Raw genomic sequence first — 15,419 nt, forward strand, 5'->3', positions numbered from 1 at the left:
GATGTCCATTGTGCCCGGCGGCAGGGGCCGGGTCACCTGAGTTGTGTGCCGAGGAGGTCGCCGACGACGTAGGTCACCAGCATTGCGAGCAGACCGCCGGCAACGTTGCGCAGCGCCGCGCGGCCAGGTGGTGCGTAGCCGAGGCGAGCACTGGTCCAGCCGGTGATGGCGAGCGCGACGGTGACCGTGAGAACGGTTCCCCAGATGCGGGCGCTGTCCGGCAGGAGCATGATCGACAGCAGGGGCAGCAGCGCGCCGAGGGTGAACGCCAGCATCGACGCCCAGGCAGCGGACCACGGCGACGTGAGATCGTCGACGTCGATGCCGAGCTCGAGGACGGCATGGGCACGCAGCGCGTCCCGATCGGTGAGCTGCTCGGCAACCTCGGCGGCGGTCTCGGGTTCCAGCCCGCGCTCCCGCAGGAACCCTTCGAGCTCGCGCAGCTCTTCCTCGGGCATGTCCCGCAGCTCGCGACGCTCCTTGGCGATCAGCGACTTCTCGGTGTCGCGCTGGGTCGAGACGGAGACGTACTCCCCCGCAGCCATGCTGATCGCGCCCGCCACCAGAGCGGCGACACCCGCGATCAGGACCGTGGTCGTGCCCGTGGTCGCGCCGGCGACGCCCATCACCACGCCGGCGGTGGAGACGATGCCGTCGTTGGCGCCGAGGACGCCGGCGCGCAGCCAGTTGAGCCGGTTCTTCAGGCCCTCGGCCCGCTCCTCGGCGTCCCCGTGGCCCGCGTGGGCACCCTCACTGGGGAGCGTCACTGCTCCCCTTGTCGGGAACAGGCTCCTGCGGGTTCTCGCAGAAGGCGACCGGGCCGCTCTCACCGCCGTGATACTCGTAGGTCTTCCCGGCGGCCTCGAGCACCACGCGTACGCCGTCGGTCAGGACCATCGTGTACATCTTCCCCGGCTCAGGGCAGCCGAGGCTGCCGTCGCGCCAGGTCACCTTGTCGTTGGAGACGACGGTGATCTCCTCGCTCTTCACCCCCTGACGCTTGGCCAGGTCGGCGATCGCGGCTGCGACCTTCGGGTCCTCGGCGGGCGTCGGGCTGGATGAGGTGGGCACGTCAGACACGTTAGCGCCTGGGTCCGTCGCCTCGGAGCCACATCCGGCCAACGCAGGTGCCAGCGTCAGCGCCAGAACGGGCAGAAGGTACGCCGCGGGGCGGATCTTTCGCTTGCTGTCGTCTGTGCTGATCTTGGTGGGGGTCATACCCATGGGTACGTCAGCGGTTCGAGGTTCGTTGCGCACGGTCAGATCCCGAACCGCTCTACACGCTCGCGGGTCCGCCCGCCGCCGCGGCCCGCGTCGACTTCGCTGTCCCAGCTGTAGACCTCGGTCCCGGTGATGAAGACGCGCTCTGCGCGATGGTCGGTGTCGAGGGGGTCCCCGGACCAGATGACCACGTCCCCGTCGAGGCCGGGCGCGATCGCGCCGACGCGGTCGTCGAGACCCAGGAAGCTCGCCGGGTTCGTGGTGATCGCGGCCAGGGCCGTGTCGCGCGGGAGGCCGTCGCGTACGGCGAAGGAGGCCTGGTGGACCAGGAAGTTGATCGGGATGACCGGGTGGTCGGTGGTGATCGCGACCCGCACGCCCGCGGCGGCCATGGCAGCGATGTTGCGGTTGGCGCGGTTGCGTACCTCCACCTTCGAGCGGCTCACGAACATCGGGCCGTAGATGACCGGGATGTCCTTCTCGGCGAGCACATCGGCGAGCAGGTGGCCCTCGGTGCCGTGGTTGACCACGAGGCGGTAGCCGAACTCCTCGCTCAGCCGGATGGCGGTGGCGATGTCGTCGGCACGGTGGGTGTGCTGGTCCCAGGCGAGCTCGCCGGCGAGGACGCGGGCGAGGGTCTCCTTGCCGAGGTCGCGGTCGAACGGCTCGCCCTTCTCCTCGGCGGCTGCCCTCTTGGCGGCGTAGTTCTGGGCCTCGACGAAGGCTTTCCTGATGATGTTGGCGACGCCGAGGCGGGTCGAGGGGGTCTTGTTCTGGTCGCCGTAGACGCGCTTGGGGTTCTCGCCGAGGGCGCTCTTGACCGAGACCGAGTCGGAGACGACCTGCTCGTCGATGGTCCGCCCGCCCCAGGTCTTGATCGCGACCGTCTGGCCGCCGATCGGGTTGCCGGACCCGGGCTTGATCACCGCCGTGGTGACGCCGCCGGCGAGGGCGTCGCGGAAGCCCTCGTCCTCGATGTTGATCGCGTCGATCGCCCGCAGGCCCGCGCCGTCGGGGTCGGTCATCTCGTTGGTGTCGTCGCCGGCCCAGCCCTCGCCCTGCTCGTGGGTGCCGATGTGGCCGTGTCCCTCGACGAACCCCGGGAGCAGCCACTTCCCTTCCGCGTCGATGGTTTCGATGCCGTCGGGGATGGCGACGTCAGTGCCCACGGCCGTGATTACCCCGTCCTCGATCAGGACAGTGCCGTTCTCGATCGGCTCGGCCGAGACGGGGACCACGTACGCATGGGTGATGGCGACAGAGGAACGCTGAGTCATGGCCGTCATCATGCCGGGCTCGGGTGACCGACGCTTCGGAAAAGGGCGGCGTAGGTGTGGGCGGCGGTCACCAGCTCCGCGACCGCGACGCTCTCGTCGGGGCGGTGGGCCTGCTCGGCGACGGAGCCCGGGCCGAGCACGACGACCGGGATGCCCGTGCTCGCGACGAAGCCGCCGTCGCACGCGGCGGTCCAGCCGGTCGGGGCGGGTGAGGGTGCGCCGGCTGCGGCCAGCGCGGCGGCGACGTTGTCGACAATCGGATCGTCGACCGGGGTCTCGAAGCCGGGCATGTCCATGGTCATCCGGATCTCGACAGCGAGGCCGCGGCCGGCGAGGTCGAGGGCCGCTAGGCGTCTCTCGACCTCCTTCCGTACGTCGCTCGCGGACTCGCCCGGGAGCAGGCGGCGGTCCGCGGTGATCCGGCAGTGTGCGGCGACCGTCGAGGTCGCCTGGCCGCCCTCGATCGTGCCGACGCTCCAGGTCGCCGGACCGCACAGCGGGTGCGGGCCCGCGGCCAGCTCGTCGTGCCAGCGCTCGATCTCGGCGATCACCTGGGCCATGCCATGGATGGCGTTGCGGCCGTCGGCAGGGTTGCCGGAGTGGGCGGCCCGGCCGGTGAGGGTGATCTCCAGGTAGGCGTCGCCGCGTGCCGCGATCACCGGCTGCAGGCTGGTCGGCTCGACGACCAGGCAGGCGGTGTGGTCGTCCGCCGAGAGTCCGCGGACGAAGTGGCGGATGCCGAGGCCGAGCTCCTCCTCATCGACGAGGACAGCGAGGGTGATCGGTGGCTGGTCGGCGGTGTTGTCGACTGTGGACAATGCGACGATCGCCGCCGCCAGGCCGCCCTTGGTGTCCGCGCTGCCTCGTCCGTGCAGCCGCCCGTCGCGTACGTCTCCGGAGAACGGGTCGCCGCTCCAACCCTCTCCCGCCGGCACCACGTCGGAGTGGCTCACGATCAGGAGCCCCGGCCCGGGACCTTCGCCTACCCGCGCGATCAGGTTCGCGCGGCCGGGCGCGACCTCGTCGAGAACCACCTCGAGCCCGCGCCGGCGGCACTCCTCGGCGAGCACCGCGACCGTCGCGGCCTCCGAGTCCGGCGGGTTCTGACCGCGGGCGCGCACCAGCCGCTGGGCGAGCGCGACGACCTCGTCGGCATCGACTGACGTCACCGCCCCTCCTCGACGAGGCGGTCGACCGCCCTCCGCAGCCGGGCGATGCCCTCGGCGATCCGGTCGGGCGGGGTGGAGGCGAAGCAGAGGCGCATCGCGTGCGGGAAGAGCCCGCCGGGCGAGAACGCGTTGCCCGGGATCAGCGCGACGCCCTCGGCGAGGGCGACCTCGAACAGTGCGGTGGTGTCGACCGGCGGATCGAAGGTGACCCAGAGGAAGAAGCCGCCGTCGGGGTCGGTCCAGGTGGCCCGGCCGTCGAAGTGCTTGGTCAACGCCGCGCGCATCGCCTCCTTGCGCTCCTTGTAGACAATCCGCTGATCGGCCACGTGGGCGTCGAACCCACCCGAGTCGAGGAACCCGGCGAGCTGACACTGCGCCGGCAGGTTGGTGCAGGTGTCCATCGCCTGCTTGGCGTTGATCAGCAGCTGTCCCAGCGACGGGTCGGCGTCGACCCAGCCCACCCGCAGCCCCGGCGCGACGGTCTTGGAGAAGGTGCGCACCGAGAAGACCAGCGGGTCACCGTCGGCAAGCTCGTGCAGCGTCGGCAGCGGGTCACCGGCGAACCGCAGCAACCCGTAGGGGTCGTCGTCGATGAGGATCGAGCCCCACTCGCGAGCGAGCTCGATGAGCCGGATCCGGCGCTCCAGCGACAGGGTCGCCCCCGACGGGTTCTGGAAAGTCGGGATGGCGTAGATCGACTTCGGACGGCTGCCGGTGCGGCGTACCTCTGCCTCCAACCGCTCCACGTCGAGGCCCTCCTCGTCGACCGGGATCTCGAGGAGCTCGGCCGAGTAGGAGAGGGCGGTCGCGCTGCCGTTGGTGTAGGTCGGCGCCTCGACGACGACCATGTCGCCGGGGTCGGTGAAGAGCTTGTGGACGAGGTCGAGACCCTGCATCCCGCCGGAGGTGATGGTCAGCCGGTCGGAGGTGGTCTCGTCGCTGGTGCCGGCCAGCTGGGCCAGCAGCGCCTCCCGCAGCGCCGGGTCGCCCTCTGTGGCGGCGTAGTCGAAGGCGTGCGGCTCCAGCGGGACCGCGGCCAGCGCGGCGGCCGGGATCGCGTCCTGGGCCGGACTGCCCATGGCGAGGCGGACGATGTCGTGGGTCTGCCCGGCCAGCAGCGACGTACTGGAGTCGATCACCGAACCCACGAGGTGCTCGGTGCGTGCTGCCAGGGGCAGCCGGATGTCCGTGCGGATTGTCGACATTCGACACTTCCTCCTTGGTGGACTACTCGTTGACGATCAGCTGACGAGGCATCGAGGTCAGCGGCTCGGGCAGGTGCTCGGTGACCAGGACCGACTCGGAGAGCTCATAGGCCCAGCCGTCCATCCACATCCCGAGGATCACATGAAAGGCCATCCCGGGCTCGAGAACCGTCTCCTCGCCGTCCCGGAGGCTGACGGTCCGCTCGCCCCAGTCGGGCGGGAAGCCGATCCCGATCGAGTAGCCGATCCGGGAGTCCTTGCTCAGCCCGTGGGCGGCGATCACCCGGGTGAAGGCGGCATGTACGTCAGCACCGGCCGCCCCCGGCTTCATCGAGCCGAGCGCTGCCTCCATGCCCTCGGCGGTCGCGCCGGCGCAGTCGAGGAGCTTGGCCGACGGCGGCCCGAGGCAGACGGTCCGGGCGAGCGGGGCGTGGTAGCGATTGCGTACGCCGGCCAGCTCGATCGTCGTCGCCTCACCGCGTCGCAGGACCCTGTCGGTCCAGGTCAGGTGGGGTGTGTCGGCACTGACGCCGGTCGGCAGCAGCGGCACCAGCGCCGGGTAGTCACCACCGACCCCGCCGACGCTGACCGTCTGCGCCGCCTGGATGTCGGCGACGACGTCGCACTCGCGCCGCCCCGACCGCACCCCTTCCAGCGCCGCGGTCATCGCTCGCTGGGCGACCGCGCCGGCGGCTCTCATCTCGTCCTGCTCGGCCGCCGACTTCACCAGGCGTACCCAGTTGACCAGCTCCCCGCTGTCGACGATCCGCGTGCGCGGGATGGCCCGCTGCACCGCCAGGAATCCGCGTACCGGCAGATAATGGGCGTCGAGCTCCATCGCGACGACGGCGTCAGGACTGTCGACAAATAGATTTAGCTCCCGCGCCCGCGCGGCGATGTGGTCGTAGGGATGGACATCGGGCCGGTGGACCAGCTCCTCCGGATAGGCGTGGATCCGCTCCTTCGGCAGCACCGCCGTGTGCGTCGCTCCGTGCGCGTCCATCGCCCGCAGGAACAGGTGTGGCTCCCCCGCCGCCGGCACGACCGCGCACTGCGGCACGTAGAACGACCAGGCGTTGTAGCCGGTCAGGTAGTAGAGGTTCGCCGGATCCGCGACCACCAGCGCCGACCAGCCCCGCTCCGCCATCCGCTGCTGCACCTTCTCCAGCCGCTCCGCGAACTCCTCGGGGCCGAAGACGCTCACCAAACCAACACCGTTCCCACCACCCGATCATCGTGACGGAGCCCGCTGATTGTTGACAATAGACAACCCGAAGATTTCGAACGGTCGTAGCGTCACCGAAACACCGAGAAATACGCCGACAGGCGCCCACCCGGAGGTGGACGCCCGTCAGGGACGTACGAGTAGAGAAACTCAGAAGCCGAGGTCGCGGCCGATGAGCTCCTTCATGATCTCGTTGGAGCCGGCCCAGATCTTGGTGACGCGGGCGTCGCGCCAGGCGCGAGCGACGCGGTACTCGTTCATGAAGCCGTAGCCGCCGTGGATCTGGACGCAGTGGTCGAGCACCTCGGACTGCGCCTGCGAGGACCACCACTTGGCCTTGGACGCCTCGACCGGGGTGAGTTCCCCGCGGGCGTGCGCGGCGACGCACTTGTCGACGTACGCCTCGGCGACCTCGATCTGGGTGACCAGCTCGGCGAGCAGGAACTTGTTGTGCTGGAAGGCGCCGATGGACTGGCCGAAGGCCTTGCGGTCCTTGGCGTACTGCACGGTCTCGAGCAGGATCTGCTTGGCCTGCGCGACGTTGGCGACCGCACACGAGACGCGCTCCTGCGGGAGCTCCTCCATCATGTGGATGAAGCCGCGGTTGAGCTCGCCGATGACCTCGGCGTCGGTGACACGTACGTTCTCGAAGAAGAGCTCGGCGGTGTCGGACTCCTCCATGCCGACCTTGTCGAGCTTGCGGCCGCGCGAGAAGCCCTCCTTGGTCGCCTCGATGGCGAAGAGGGTGATGCCCTTGGCGCCCTTCTCCGGGTCGGTGCGGACCGCGGTGATGACCAGGTCGCAGGAGTAGCCGTTGGTGATGAAGGTCTTGGAGCCGTTGATGACCCACTCGTCGCCGTCGCGGACCGCGGTGGTCTTCAGCGCGGCCAGGTCGGAGCCGCCGGACGGCTCGGTCATGCCGATGGCGAGCAGGATCTCACCGGAGGCCACGCCCGGGAGCCAGCGCTGCTTCTGCTCCTCGGTGCCGAGGCGGACGAGGTAGGGAGCGGTGATGTCGGAGTGGATGCCGACGCAGGTCGGGTAGGCCGCGCCGATCTTGGCGAGCTCCTCGGCGAGGACCGCGTTGAAACGGAAGTCGTCGGCGCCGGCGCCGCCGTACTCCTCCGGGATCGCGAGACCGAGGAAGCCGTTCTCACCGGCTTCGAGCCAGAACTCGCGGGGCAGCGCCTTGTCGGCGATGTGCTTGTCGGTGTGGGGCTTGACCGAACGCTCCAGCCACTGCTGGACGGAGGCTCGGAAGTCCTCGTGGTCTTCCTCATAGTGGTCGCGCTTCAGCATGCGTCGGAGTCTACGCGCAGTAGTTACTCAGTGGTAACCACCGTTTCAAAACCGGCAGAGTCACCCGTGGATCCGGACCGGCGTACGCCACGCCACCACCAGCAGCGGAAGCGAGACGACCAGGCCGACGACGAAGACGACGTGCAGCGCCGGCGCGAGGACGTCGGCAGGCAGGGCCTCGAGCGGGGGCACCTCTCCCCCGGCGTACTCACGCCTGACCAGCCCGTTCGCGACCGCACCGAAGAGCGCGACGCCCAGCGCCGAGCCGACCGAGCGGGCGAACATGTTGGACCCGGTCGCCACCCCGCGCACCTCCCAGTCGACCGCCGACCCGGCGGCGACGACGCCCGGGTTGACCGACCAGCCGAAGCCGAGGCCGAGTACGAAGCACGGGATGGCCAGGTGCCAGATCGACGAGCTCTCGCCGACCGTGATCAGCACCAGCCCGCCGACGATGACCAGCAGCGCGCCTAGCGCGACCGCGGTCCGGAACCCCTTCGAGAGGTAGATCCGGCCGGCCGTGGCGGCCGCGATCGGCCAGCCGATGCTCATCCCGGCGAGCGCGAACCCGGCCACCAGCGCCGAGTGACCGAGCACGCTCTGGGCGTAGAGCGGGACGTACGTCGTCAGCCCGAGCATCACCACGCCGACGATCAGGCTGGCGGCGTTGGCCGGCACGAGGACGCGGTGGCTGAGGACCCACGGCGGCAGCACCGGGTCGGCGGCACGGCGCTCGACGAACCCGAAGGCGACCAGGGCCGCGATGCCGACCGCGAAGATCAGGTAGGACGGCCAGGAGGCCCACGCCCAGGCGTGCCCGCCCTCGAGCAGGCCGAGCAGCAGCGCGATCCCGCCGATCGTCAACAGTCCGGCACCGGACCAGTCGATGGCGCGATCGACGGCGGCCGGCCGACGGTCCTCGCGGAAGTGCCGCAGCAGCCAAAGCGCGACCGCTCCGACGGGCAGGTTGATCAGGAAGATCAGCCGCCAGTCGAGGTAGTCGGCGAAGAGGCCGCCGAGCGTCGGCCCGACGATGGCGGCGGTGGCCCAGACCGAGGCGACGTACGACGTCGCGACCGCGCGCTCCTCCAGCGTGTAGATGTCGGAGACGATCGTCATCGCCATCGGCTGGATCGCCCCGGCACCGATCCCCTGGATCGCCCGGAAGACGATCAGCGCGGTCAGCGACCATGCCAGCCCGCACAGCAACGACCCGACCAGGAACGCCACGATCCCGGCGATCATCACCGGCTTGCGCCCGAGCCGGTCGGCGACCTTGGCGTACAGCGGCGTGGTCACCGCGGTGGCCAGCACGTAGATCGAGAAGAGCCACGGGAACTGCTCGAAGCCGCCGAGGTCCTTCACCACGCTCGGTACCGCCGTCGCCAGGATCGTCATGTCGATCGCGACCAGGCTGAGCGACACCATCACGGCGAGCAGGATCGGTCCGCGTTCGCTACGAAGTCCTACCGAGCTGCGGGTGGGCCTGATCGAAGTGGACACATTGGTTAGCAAGCCTCACGACTGCCCATTCATTCCTGGGGAGTCATTCCTCCCGCGCGCGGGCCGCGATGCGTACGTCCAGGTCGGCGAGCTCATCGAGGATGTCGCCAGCGCCCCACACCTGGTTGCGGGTGCGGTTGGTGAGCGGGCGGATGATTCCAGCACCACGGAGGCGGTCGATGACCCGATGTGTCGTCGCAACGGAGAGGCCCAGATCGTCCTCGACGTCCTCGGTGGTGACCACGGGCTCCGCCGCCAGCTTGTCCAACAGCGACTCGGCCGCACTGGCCTTGCTCGGCTTCACCCGCTCACGCCAGTCGTTCGGCAGCTCAGCCAGCCGGGACGCCGTCACCTTCGACTCCTCAGCGGCGACCGTCGATGCGGTCGCGATGAGGCTGATGATGGGCACTGTGTCGCCCGCATGGAAGTCGTTCAGAGCCTGGAAGTAGGCACCACGACGAGCCGCCAGTGCGGAAGCAACCGGAACCGTCACCGCACGCGAAATGCCGCGACGACGCACGACTGCCGCGGCAAGCGCCCGACCGATGCGGCCGTTGCCGTCGGTGAACGGATGAATCGCCTCCAGCTGCGCGTGCGCGATCGCGGCCTGCGGAATCACCGCGATGTCGTCGCGGGTCGCGAAATCGACCAGATCACCCATCAGGTCGGGGACACGGTCCGGTGGCGGAGGCACGTAGATCGCACCCCGGGGCGAGTGGTCACTGCCTCCGATCCAGTTCTGCATGTCACGCCAACGCCCGGCGTACGGCCCATCGATGGGATCGTCACGCATGAGTCGTCGATGCGCGTCCAGGAGCGTGTCGAGATCGAGCGGGCCGGAGACGAGCCGATCCAGAGCCCCGGTGGCACGGACCATCGAGAGCGCAGATGAGTTCGACTTGGCGCCATGCAGAGCACGGACATAGTCCTCGACCGAGGCGATCTCGTGCTCGATTTTCGACGACGCGATCGACTCGGCACGCAGGAGCATCGTCGCCAGCGGGCGAAGCTGAGGGCCATGGGTGGCGTCCAGCGACGCGATCGCTCGAACGGCCTCATCGCACTCGGCGGCCACTCCAGGCGGGACACTCAGGCTGACGCCGGCGATGCGCGCGGGGATGCTGACCGTCACCTCTGCCAACCGACGGTCATCGATGGTGCCGCCTTTGACGCTCTGGCGCCACGGCACGACGACGCGCTCAGCCGCTGGAATCAGCGCCGCGTCGTGCTTGCTCATGAGAAGAGCGTACGCGTTATTCTCACTTTTTCCTGAAAAGTGAGAATAACTCCAGGGACGTTCTCACTTCTCCAGCTCGGCGAGGTCGAAGACCTCGTCGGCAGGGGGCTCCTCGACCTGGAACTCCTTGTCGAAGTCGGAGAAGGTGAGCTCGCCGGAGCTGCCCTGGGTCCACTTCACGATCCGGTGGGGCTCCGAGGCCTGGACGTACGTCCGGCTCTCGGTCTCGCCGTGGGTGACATCGAGACGGACGGCGGGGCCGTCGGCGGCCATCGCCGGACCGATCGCCTGGGCCTCGGCCTCGGCCGGAACCATCTGGGCGGTGAGACTGTCGATGCTGCAGAAGGCACGCAGACTGGCCAGCTCGCCCTCGAGCTTGACCCACTTCTTGCCGACCCGCTTGGCGATGCGCTCGCCCTCGCCCTTGGCCGGCGCGATCGCCTTCCAGAACTCCTCGTCGCCCTGATACCAAGCCGAGCCGTCGATGGAGCGCAGCGAGATCCGGCCGTCGCCGATGCTGACCTTGCCGACGCACGCGTCGTCGGCGGAGACGTCGAGGTCGACGGTGATCTTGGTGCTCTCCGAGTCGAGCACGTCCCCCTCGACATGCACGGTCTTGATGTCGCCCATCGCGGCGCGGGCGTCCTCGGCGATCTGGTTGCCGGGCTCCTTCGCGTAGTCACGCGCCTGGGACAGCGATCCCTCCCCTTCACCACAGCCGGCGAGAGCGCTGGTCAGCGCGACGATGAGGGCGGTCGTGAGCACGGCTTGGCGAAACACCGGCCTATCGTGACAGAAATTACGAAAGGGTCAACGCGCGAGGGCCTGAACGTCGGCAACCCACTCAGGCACCAGCTTGCCGGCGGGCCCCTGACGGGCGTCGTCGAAGAGGTGCGAGGTCTCGGACGCGTCCAGGTTGAGCTCGAGCGTCTTGGCTCCGGAGCGGGCGGCCATGCGTACGAAACCTGCGGCCGGATAGACCGCGCCGCTGGTGCCGATGGCGACGAAGAGGTCGGCCCGAGTGAGCGCCCGCTCGATCAGGTCGAGGTCGTAGGGCATCTCGCCGAACCACACGACGTCGGGCCTCAGCGCGTCGTTGCCGCACCCCGGACAGGCGGGGGCGTCGGCGAGGTCGTCGTCCCAGGCGAACCGGCCCTGGCAGGAGTCGCAGAGGGCCGAGAGCAGCTCGCCGTGCATGTGTACGATCCGGCGGGAGCCGGCGCGTTCGTGCAGGTCATCGACGTTCTGGGTGACCACCAGCAGCTCGTCGCCGAGCACCTGCTCCAGCCTGGCCAGCGCGATGTGGGCGGGGTTGGGCACCACCGCGCGCAGCTCCCGGCGGCGGTCGTCGTAGAACCGATGAACCGTCGCGGGATCACGATGGAACGCCTCGGGCGTCGCCACGTTGTCGACGTGGTGACCCTGCCAGAGCCCATCGACATCCCGGAACGTCGCGAGACCGCTCTCGGCGGAGATCCCGGCTCCGGTGAGCACGACAACTTTCACAAGGATTCAGGCTAGCGAGGTTGACGAAACATCCGCTGCCCCCGGACCGCTGTTTTGGTCACTCGATCGGTAGTTGTGATCGAACCGAGGCCATCCCGACGCCGCCCGGCGAAGGTATGGACTTTTACTGTAAAGGACCCTTACTGTAATTCGGGTTCCTACAGTTCCCCACTCGGGAGGTCCCATGCTGACCAGACGATCTGTACTCGCCGCCACCTCTGCCGCCTTCGCCGTCCCCCTTCTCGGCGGGACGAGCTGGCAGGCCGCGCAAGCCATGCGCCCGCAACGGATCGGAGCCCAGGCCACGATCCAGCTCCGCTTCGCCAACCGGACCGGCGCGTACGACAACGCCTCCATCCACTTCTACATCGTCGGCACCAACCTGGCGACGGGCGAGCAGTCCCGGGTCACGCCGGAGGGCACGCTCGTGCCCGTCTCGCTCGCCGACAACGGCGCCGACGGCTATGCCGACTACGCGATCCCGTTCTCGGGCAGCGGCGACACGCTCTCCCAGATCCCCGCCGACATGTCGGGCCGGATCTACTTCTCGCTCGGCGAGAAGCTGAAGTTCAAGGTCAACGAGGGCAACGCGCTCGCCTATCCGGCGGCGTGGGTCGAGTCCGACCCCAGCTACGGCGTGCTCCACGACTGCGTCGAGTTCACCTACAAGAGCGGCCGGATCTACTGCAACACGACCATGGTCGACATGTTCAGCGTCCCGCTATCGATCGCGCTGACCGGCGAGGAGTCGCCGACCACCGGCACGCTCAAGGAGGGCGGTCGCGCGAAGATCTTCTCCGCCGTCTCGAGCTCCCCCGACTTCGGGTCCCTCGTCGTCGACGACCGCCGCATCCTCGCGCCGGGACACGGCTTGGACGCGGGGCTGTTCCCGACGACGTACTTCGACTCCTACATCGACCAGGTGTGGTCGAAGTACGCCTCCGAGTCGCTCGTCGTGAAGGCGAACAACACCACCTTCACCGGCCGGGTCAGCGGCGATCAGTTCGTCTTCGACGGCGGGGTCAAGGCGTTCAGCCGGCCCACGACCCGGGACGTGCTCTTCTGCGACGGCGCGCTGGCGGCCCCCAACGACGGCATCACCGGCCCGGTCGCCGCGGTGCTCGGCGCCGGCTTCAACCGAACCACGCTGCTCGCCTCCGCCGACCAGCCCACCGGCGACCCCGCCGGCTTCTACCAGGGCGACCCGGTCCATGCGTACTGCAAGGCGATGCACGACAACACCGTCGACGGGAAGGCCTACGGGTTCGCCTTCGACGACGTCGGCGGCTTCGCCTCGTACGTCGAGGACAACGCCTCCGAGATGGCGGTGACGCTGACCCCGTTCTGAGGCCGGTCCCGGCGGCGATCCCCTCTATCGGGGATCGCCGGCTCGGCTCGCCCACCGCGCCACGAGGGCCCGTACGGTCGCACCATGTCGTACGTCGTCCTCGTGGCGTGGATCGTCCAGGCAGCGGTCGGAGTCCTGCTGCTGACGGGCTGGTTCCGGCATGGCCGCGCCCGTTCACCGGTGGTCCTCGCCCACGTCGGCTTCTCCGTCCTGGGGGTCGCCTCCTGGACGACGTACGTCCTGGTCGACCAGGTCCTCTGGGCGTGGGCCGCCCTCCTGCTCATCACGATCGGCAACAGCTTCGGCGACAACATGCTGCTGTGGCGTACGCGGCGAATGGGCGGCGCCCACCTCTCGACGGTCAACGCCTACAAGCTCGCCATCCGCTCGATCTTCAAACGCAGGCTGCCGCTCCGGGTCGGGTTCCACGCCGTGTTCGCCGGCGTCGTCTACTTCTCCACCCTGGCCATCTGCGTCGTCGCGACCGTCTCCTAGCCCGTTCGGCCGTGCGGAGCACCGCACGGCCGGGATACTGGGGCCATGGGTGCGGGTGGGGCGGTTCTGATCATCGTCGTCGGGGCTGTCCTGCTGTTCTTCGTGGCTGTCGGGCTGATCCTGCTCGTGGCCGCCGGGGCGGTGCGGATGTCGGGGAAGAACCCCAAGCCGCTGGCCTGGTCCGGGGTCGGCGTGCTCGCGGTGCCGGTGCTGTTCATCGCCACGCTCGTCGTGTTCTCCCAGCTCACCCGCGACCCCGACACCATCGAGCTCGACCTGCGCGAACCAGTCCTGCTCTCCAGCCTCCCCGAGGACAACGAGGAGTTCCCGGGGATGCGCGACTACAACAGCGACCGGGTCGACCTCGTCCTGCCCGACGGCCACCGCTTCGAGGCCGAGGTCGACGGGGTGCTGGTCTGGTCCGACGACGGGTACGTCACGCGGGTCACCTTCGACCGGCGAGCCCGCGAGGAGGGCGAGACCGAGTCCCTCACCCGGGCGTGGGAGAGGGAGCTCGGTGGCGCCGGCACCGTGGAGGCGGATACGGACTACTCCGACCACGGGAGGGTCCGGGCAGCGGTGCTCGCCGATCCGGCCCCGTAGGGCATGCCGTCATGATTCTCGGGGCGGCTCAAGAGTCGGTCGGCGTGTCCGCTGCCGACCGGGACTCATCGCGAGTCTGCGAGCGGCCCAACAGCGCGGTCGCAAGCATGGGCAACAAGAGCACGGTGGTGGCGCCGGCACCCACGAGCACCGAGGCGTTCTCGGTCGACATCTCACCCGATGACACCGATACCGAGGTCACCGCGACGATGATGGGCAGCCCGGTGGCGGCGAAGAGCGCCACCGCGGCGCCGTCGCGGGTGTCGAAGCGGTCGTGGGGCGGCCCGAGAAATCGGCTGGAGATGAACACGGGAAGGGCGCGGGCGAGCAGGATGAGCGCAAGCACGGCCGCGAAGGCGCCGGGGTTGCGCCCGATGGCTCGTGGGTCGATGGCCATTCCCGAGGTCACGAAGAACACCGGCACGAGCAGTCCGAAGGCGATGCCCCCGAGCCGCGCCTCGAACCTCTCGTCGCCATCGGGGAGGGCCAGCCGGAGGATGAAGCCGGCTGCGAACGCAGCGAGCACGATGTCCAGGTCGAGTTCGTGCGCGACGAAGCTGAGGGTGACCAGCAGCAGGAGAGTCAGCCGAACTGGGGTCTGACTGGTCGACTCCGCCCCATGACGTATGTGCACGAGCAACCACGAGCTGCCACCGCGCAGCCGAAGCGACGGGATCGTCAGCAGGAGAGCCACCCCAGCGAAGACCAGCAGGATCAGGAGCGATGCCGTCGCGCCGCGGGTGCCCAGAAGCAGAGCCATGGCCACGACGGGCCCGAGCTCGCCGTACGCACCGTGACGCAGCACCGACTCGCCCACCCGTCCTGTGGTCATGCCAGAGTCCTTGAGGATCGGCAGCAGGGTTCCCAGGGCGGTCGACGTCAGGGCGATGGCCAGGGCCACTTCTCCATCAACCACCCCCGCTGCGGCCAGCAAGGCTGTGAGGGCGAACGCCAGGCCGAGACACGTCAACCAGGTCAGACCCGCGCGTCGCCCGGCCCGCCCGATCAGCTCCGCAGGTTTGATCTCGAAGCCGGCCAGAAGGAACAGCATCCCCAGACCGAGCTCGCTCAGCAGCTCGATGGGCGGGCCTTCGACGGCCAACTCGAGCCCGAACGGCCCGATCAACATTCCCAGTCCGAGGAGAAGGACGACCTCCGGGACCAGGCGGCGTGGGACCAAGCCAGCGACAATGGGAGCCGCGACGGCGACGATCGAGATCCAGAGCAGTGACTCGGCAACGGAAGGCATGCGATTCCTCTCCCTGGGATTCGGCCCTGGACTCCGTCAGCACGGTAGCTGGACGCTGGGGCCGCCCCCTCACCCACGATGG

General features: G+C 69.2%; 15 protein-coding genes. 3 read left to right on the forward strand and 12 right to left on the reverse strand.

All coding sequences use genetic code 11. From position 1 onward, the window contains the following. Positions 1-32 precede the first annotated feature (32 nt). The 11 genes from ABTW65_RS10800 to ABTW65_RS10850 all read right to left on the reverse strand — a co-directional run bounded on the left by ABTW65_RS10800 (position 33) and on the right by ABTW65_RS10850 (position 11,642). Complete coding sequence (locus ABTW65_RS10800; protein ID WP_350660069.1) at positions 33-767, reverse strand: VIT1/CCC1 transporter family protein; 735 nt, start codon at positions 765-767, stop codon at positions 33-35. Further along, positions 751-1,071: a DUF8738 domain-containing protein gene (locus tag ABTW65_RS10805; protein WP_350660070.1), complete on the reverse strand. Its 321-nt coding sequence runs from the start codon at positions 1,069-1,071 to the stop codon at positions 751-753. Before ABTW65_RS10805 ends, ABTW65_RS10800 begins: the two co-directional genes overlap by 17 nt. Positions 1,072-1,259: 188 nt before the next feature. Next, positions 1,260-2,498: an amidohydrolase gene (locus tag ABTW65_RS10810; RefSeq protein ID WP_350660071.1), complete on the reverse strand. Its 1,239-nt coding sequence runs from the start codon at positions 2,496-2,498 to the stop codon at positions 1,260-1,262. Between the two features lie 8 nt (positions 2,499-2,506). Further along, on the reverse strand, positions 2,507-3,667 hold the full coding sequence (locus tag ABTW65_RS10815; protein WP_350660072.1) for a M20 family metallopeptidase: 1,161 nt from the start codon (positions 3,665-3,667) through the stop codon (positions 2,507-2,509). Further along, positions 3,664-4,872, reverse strand: coding sequence for an aminotransferase-like domain-containing protein (locus ABTW65_RS10820; RefSeq protein ID WP_350660073.1), 1,209 nt, complete (start codon positions 4,870-4,872; stop codon positions 3,664-3,666). Before ABTW65_RS10820 ends, ABTW65_RS10815 begins: the two co-directional genes overlap by 4 nt. A gap of 22 nt (positions 4,873-4,894) precedes the next feature. After that, entirely contained in the window at positions 4,895-6,076 is a 1,182-nt protein-coding gene (locus ABTW65_RS10825; RefSeq protein WP_350660074.1) for a M24 family metallopeptidase, read from the reverse strand. A 171-nt stretch (positions 6,077-6,247) separates the two neighbouring features. Next, positions 6,248-7,396, reverse strand: coding sequence for an acyl-CoA dehydrogenase family protein (locus tag ABTW65_RS10830; RefSeq protein ID WP_378725142.1), 1,149 nt, complete (start codon positions 7,394-7,396; stop codon positions 6,248-6,250). A 60-nt stretch (positions 7,397-7,456) separates the two neighbouring features. After that, on the reverse strand, positions 7,457-8,899 hold the full coding sequence (locus ABTW65_RS10835) for an MDR family MFS transporter (protein WP_350660075.1): 1,443 nt from the start codon (positions 8,897-8,899) through the stop codon (positions 7,457-7,459). Between the two features lie 43 nt (positions 8,900-8,942). Further along, positions 8,943-10,136: a Fic family protein gene (locus ABTW65_RS10840; protein WP_350660076.1), complete on the reverse strand. Its 1,194-nt coding sequence runs from the start codon at positions 10,134-10,136 to the stop codon at positions 8,943-8,945. Between the two features lie 63 nt (positions 10,137-10,199). Continuing rightward, positions 10,200-10,916, reverse strand: coding sequence for a hypothetical protein (locus ABTW65_RS10845; protein WP_350660077.1), 717 nt, complete (start codon positions 10,914-10,916; stop codon positions 10,200-10,202). Positions 10,917-10,946: 30 nt separating this feature from the next. After that, positions 10,947-11,642: an NAD-dependent deacylase gene (locus tag ABTW65_RS10850; protein ID WP_350660078.1), complete on the reverse strand. Its 696-nt coding sequence runs from the start codon at positions 11,640-11,642 to the stop codon at positions 10,947-10,949. Between the two features lie 184 nt (positions 11,643-11,826). Between ABTW65_RS10850 and ABTW65_RS10855 the strand changes: the two genes are divergently transcribed. From ABTW65_RS10855 to ABTW65_RS10865, 3 genes are all read left to right on the forward strand, one after another. Then, complete coding sequence (locus ABTW65_RS10855; RefSeq protein ID WP_350660079.1) at positions 11,827-12,990, forward strand: beta-1,3-glucanase family protein; 1,164 nt, start codon at positions 11,827-11,829, stop codon at positions 12,988-12,990. A gap of 84 nt (positions 12,991-13,074) precedes the next feature. Then, entirely contained in the window at positions 13,075-13,485 is a 411-nt protein-coding gene (locus ABTW65_RS10860) for a hypothetical protein (RefSeq protein WP_350660080.1), read from the forward strand. 45 nt (positions 13,486-13,530) lie between these two features. After that, positions 13,531-14,088, forward strand: a complete 558-nt coding sequence (locus tag ABTW65_RS10865) for a hypothetical protein (protein WP_350660081.1) — start codon at positions 13,531-13,533, stop codon at positions 14,086-14,088. 28 nt (positions 14,089-14,116) lie between these two features. Here the strand turns inward: ABTW65_RS10865 and ABTW65_RS10870 are convergent, their stop codons facing one another. Further along, complete coding sequence (locus ABTW65_RS10870; protein ID WP_350660082.1) at positions 14,117-15,337, reverse strand: cation:proton antiporter; 1,221 nt, start codon at positions 15,335-15,337, stop codon at positions 14,117-14,119. Positions 15,338-15,419: the final 82 nt, after the last annotated feature.

It is taken from the genome of Nocardioides sp. NPDC127503, from assembly GCF_040302165.1.
Classification (GTDB): domain Bacteria; phylum Actinomycetota; class Actinomycetes; order Propionibacteriales; family Nocardioidaceae; genus Nocardioides.

Bases quoted from the DNA above. Each gene is read 5' to 3' on its own strand.
- ABTW65_RS10860 (WP_350660080.1), top strand. From the start codon at position 13,075: ATGTCGTACGTCGTCCTCGTGGCGTGGATCGTCCAGGCAGCGGTCGGA.
- ABTW65_RS10870 (WP_350660082.1), bottom strand. From the start codon at position 15,337: ATGCCTTCCGTTGCCGAGTCACTGCTCTGGATCTCGATCGTCGCCGTC.
- ABTW65_RS10855 (WP_350660079.1), top strand. From the start codon at position 11,827: ATGCTGACCAGACGATCTGTACTCGCCGCCACCTCTGCCGCCTTCGCC.
- ABTW65_RS10865 (WP_350660081.1), top strand. From the start codon at position 13,531: ATGGGTGCGGGTGGGGCGGTTCTGATCATCGTCGTCGGGGCTGTCCTG.
- ABTW65_RS10810 (WP_350660071.1), bottom strand. From the start codon at position 2,498: ATGACTCAGCGTTCCTCTGTCGCCATCACCCATGCGTACGTGGTCCCC.
- ABTW65_RS10820 (WP_350660073.1), bottom strand. From the start codon at position 4,872: ATGTCGACAATCCGCACGGACATCCGGCTGCCCCTGGCAGCACGCACC.
- ABTW65_RS10840 (WP_350660076.1), bottom strand. From the start codon at position 10,136: ATGAGCAAGCACGACGCGGCGCTGATTCCAGCGGCTGAGCGCGTCGTC.
- ABTW65_RS10830 (WP_378725142.1), bottom strand. From the start codon at position 7,396: ATGCTGAAGCGCGACCACTATGAGGAAGACCACGAGGACTTCCGAGCC.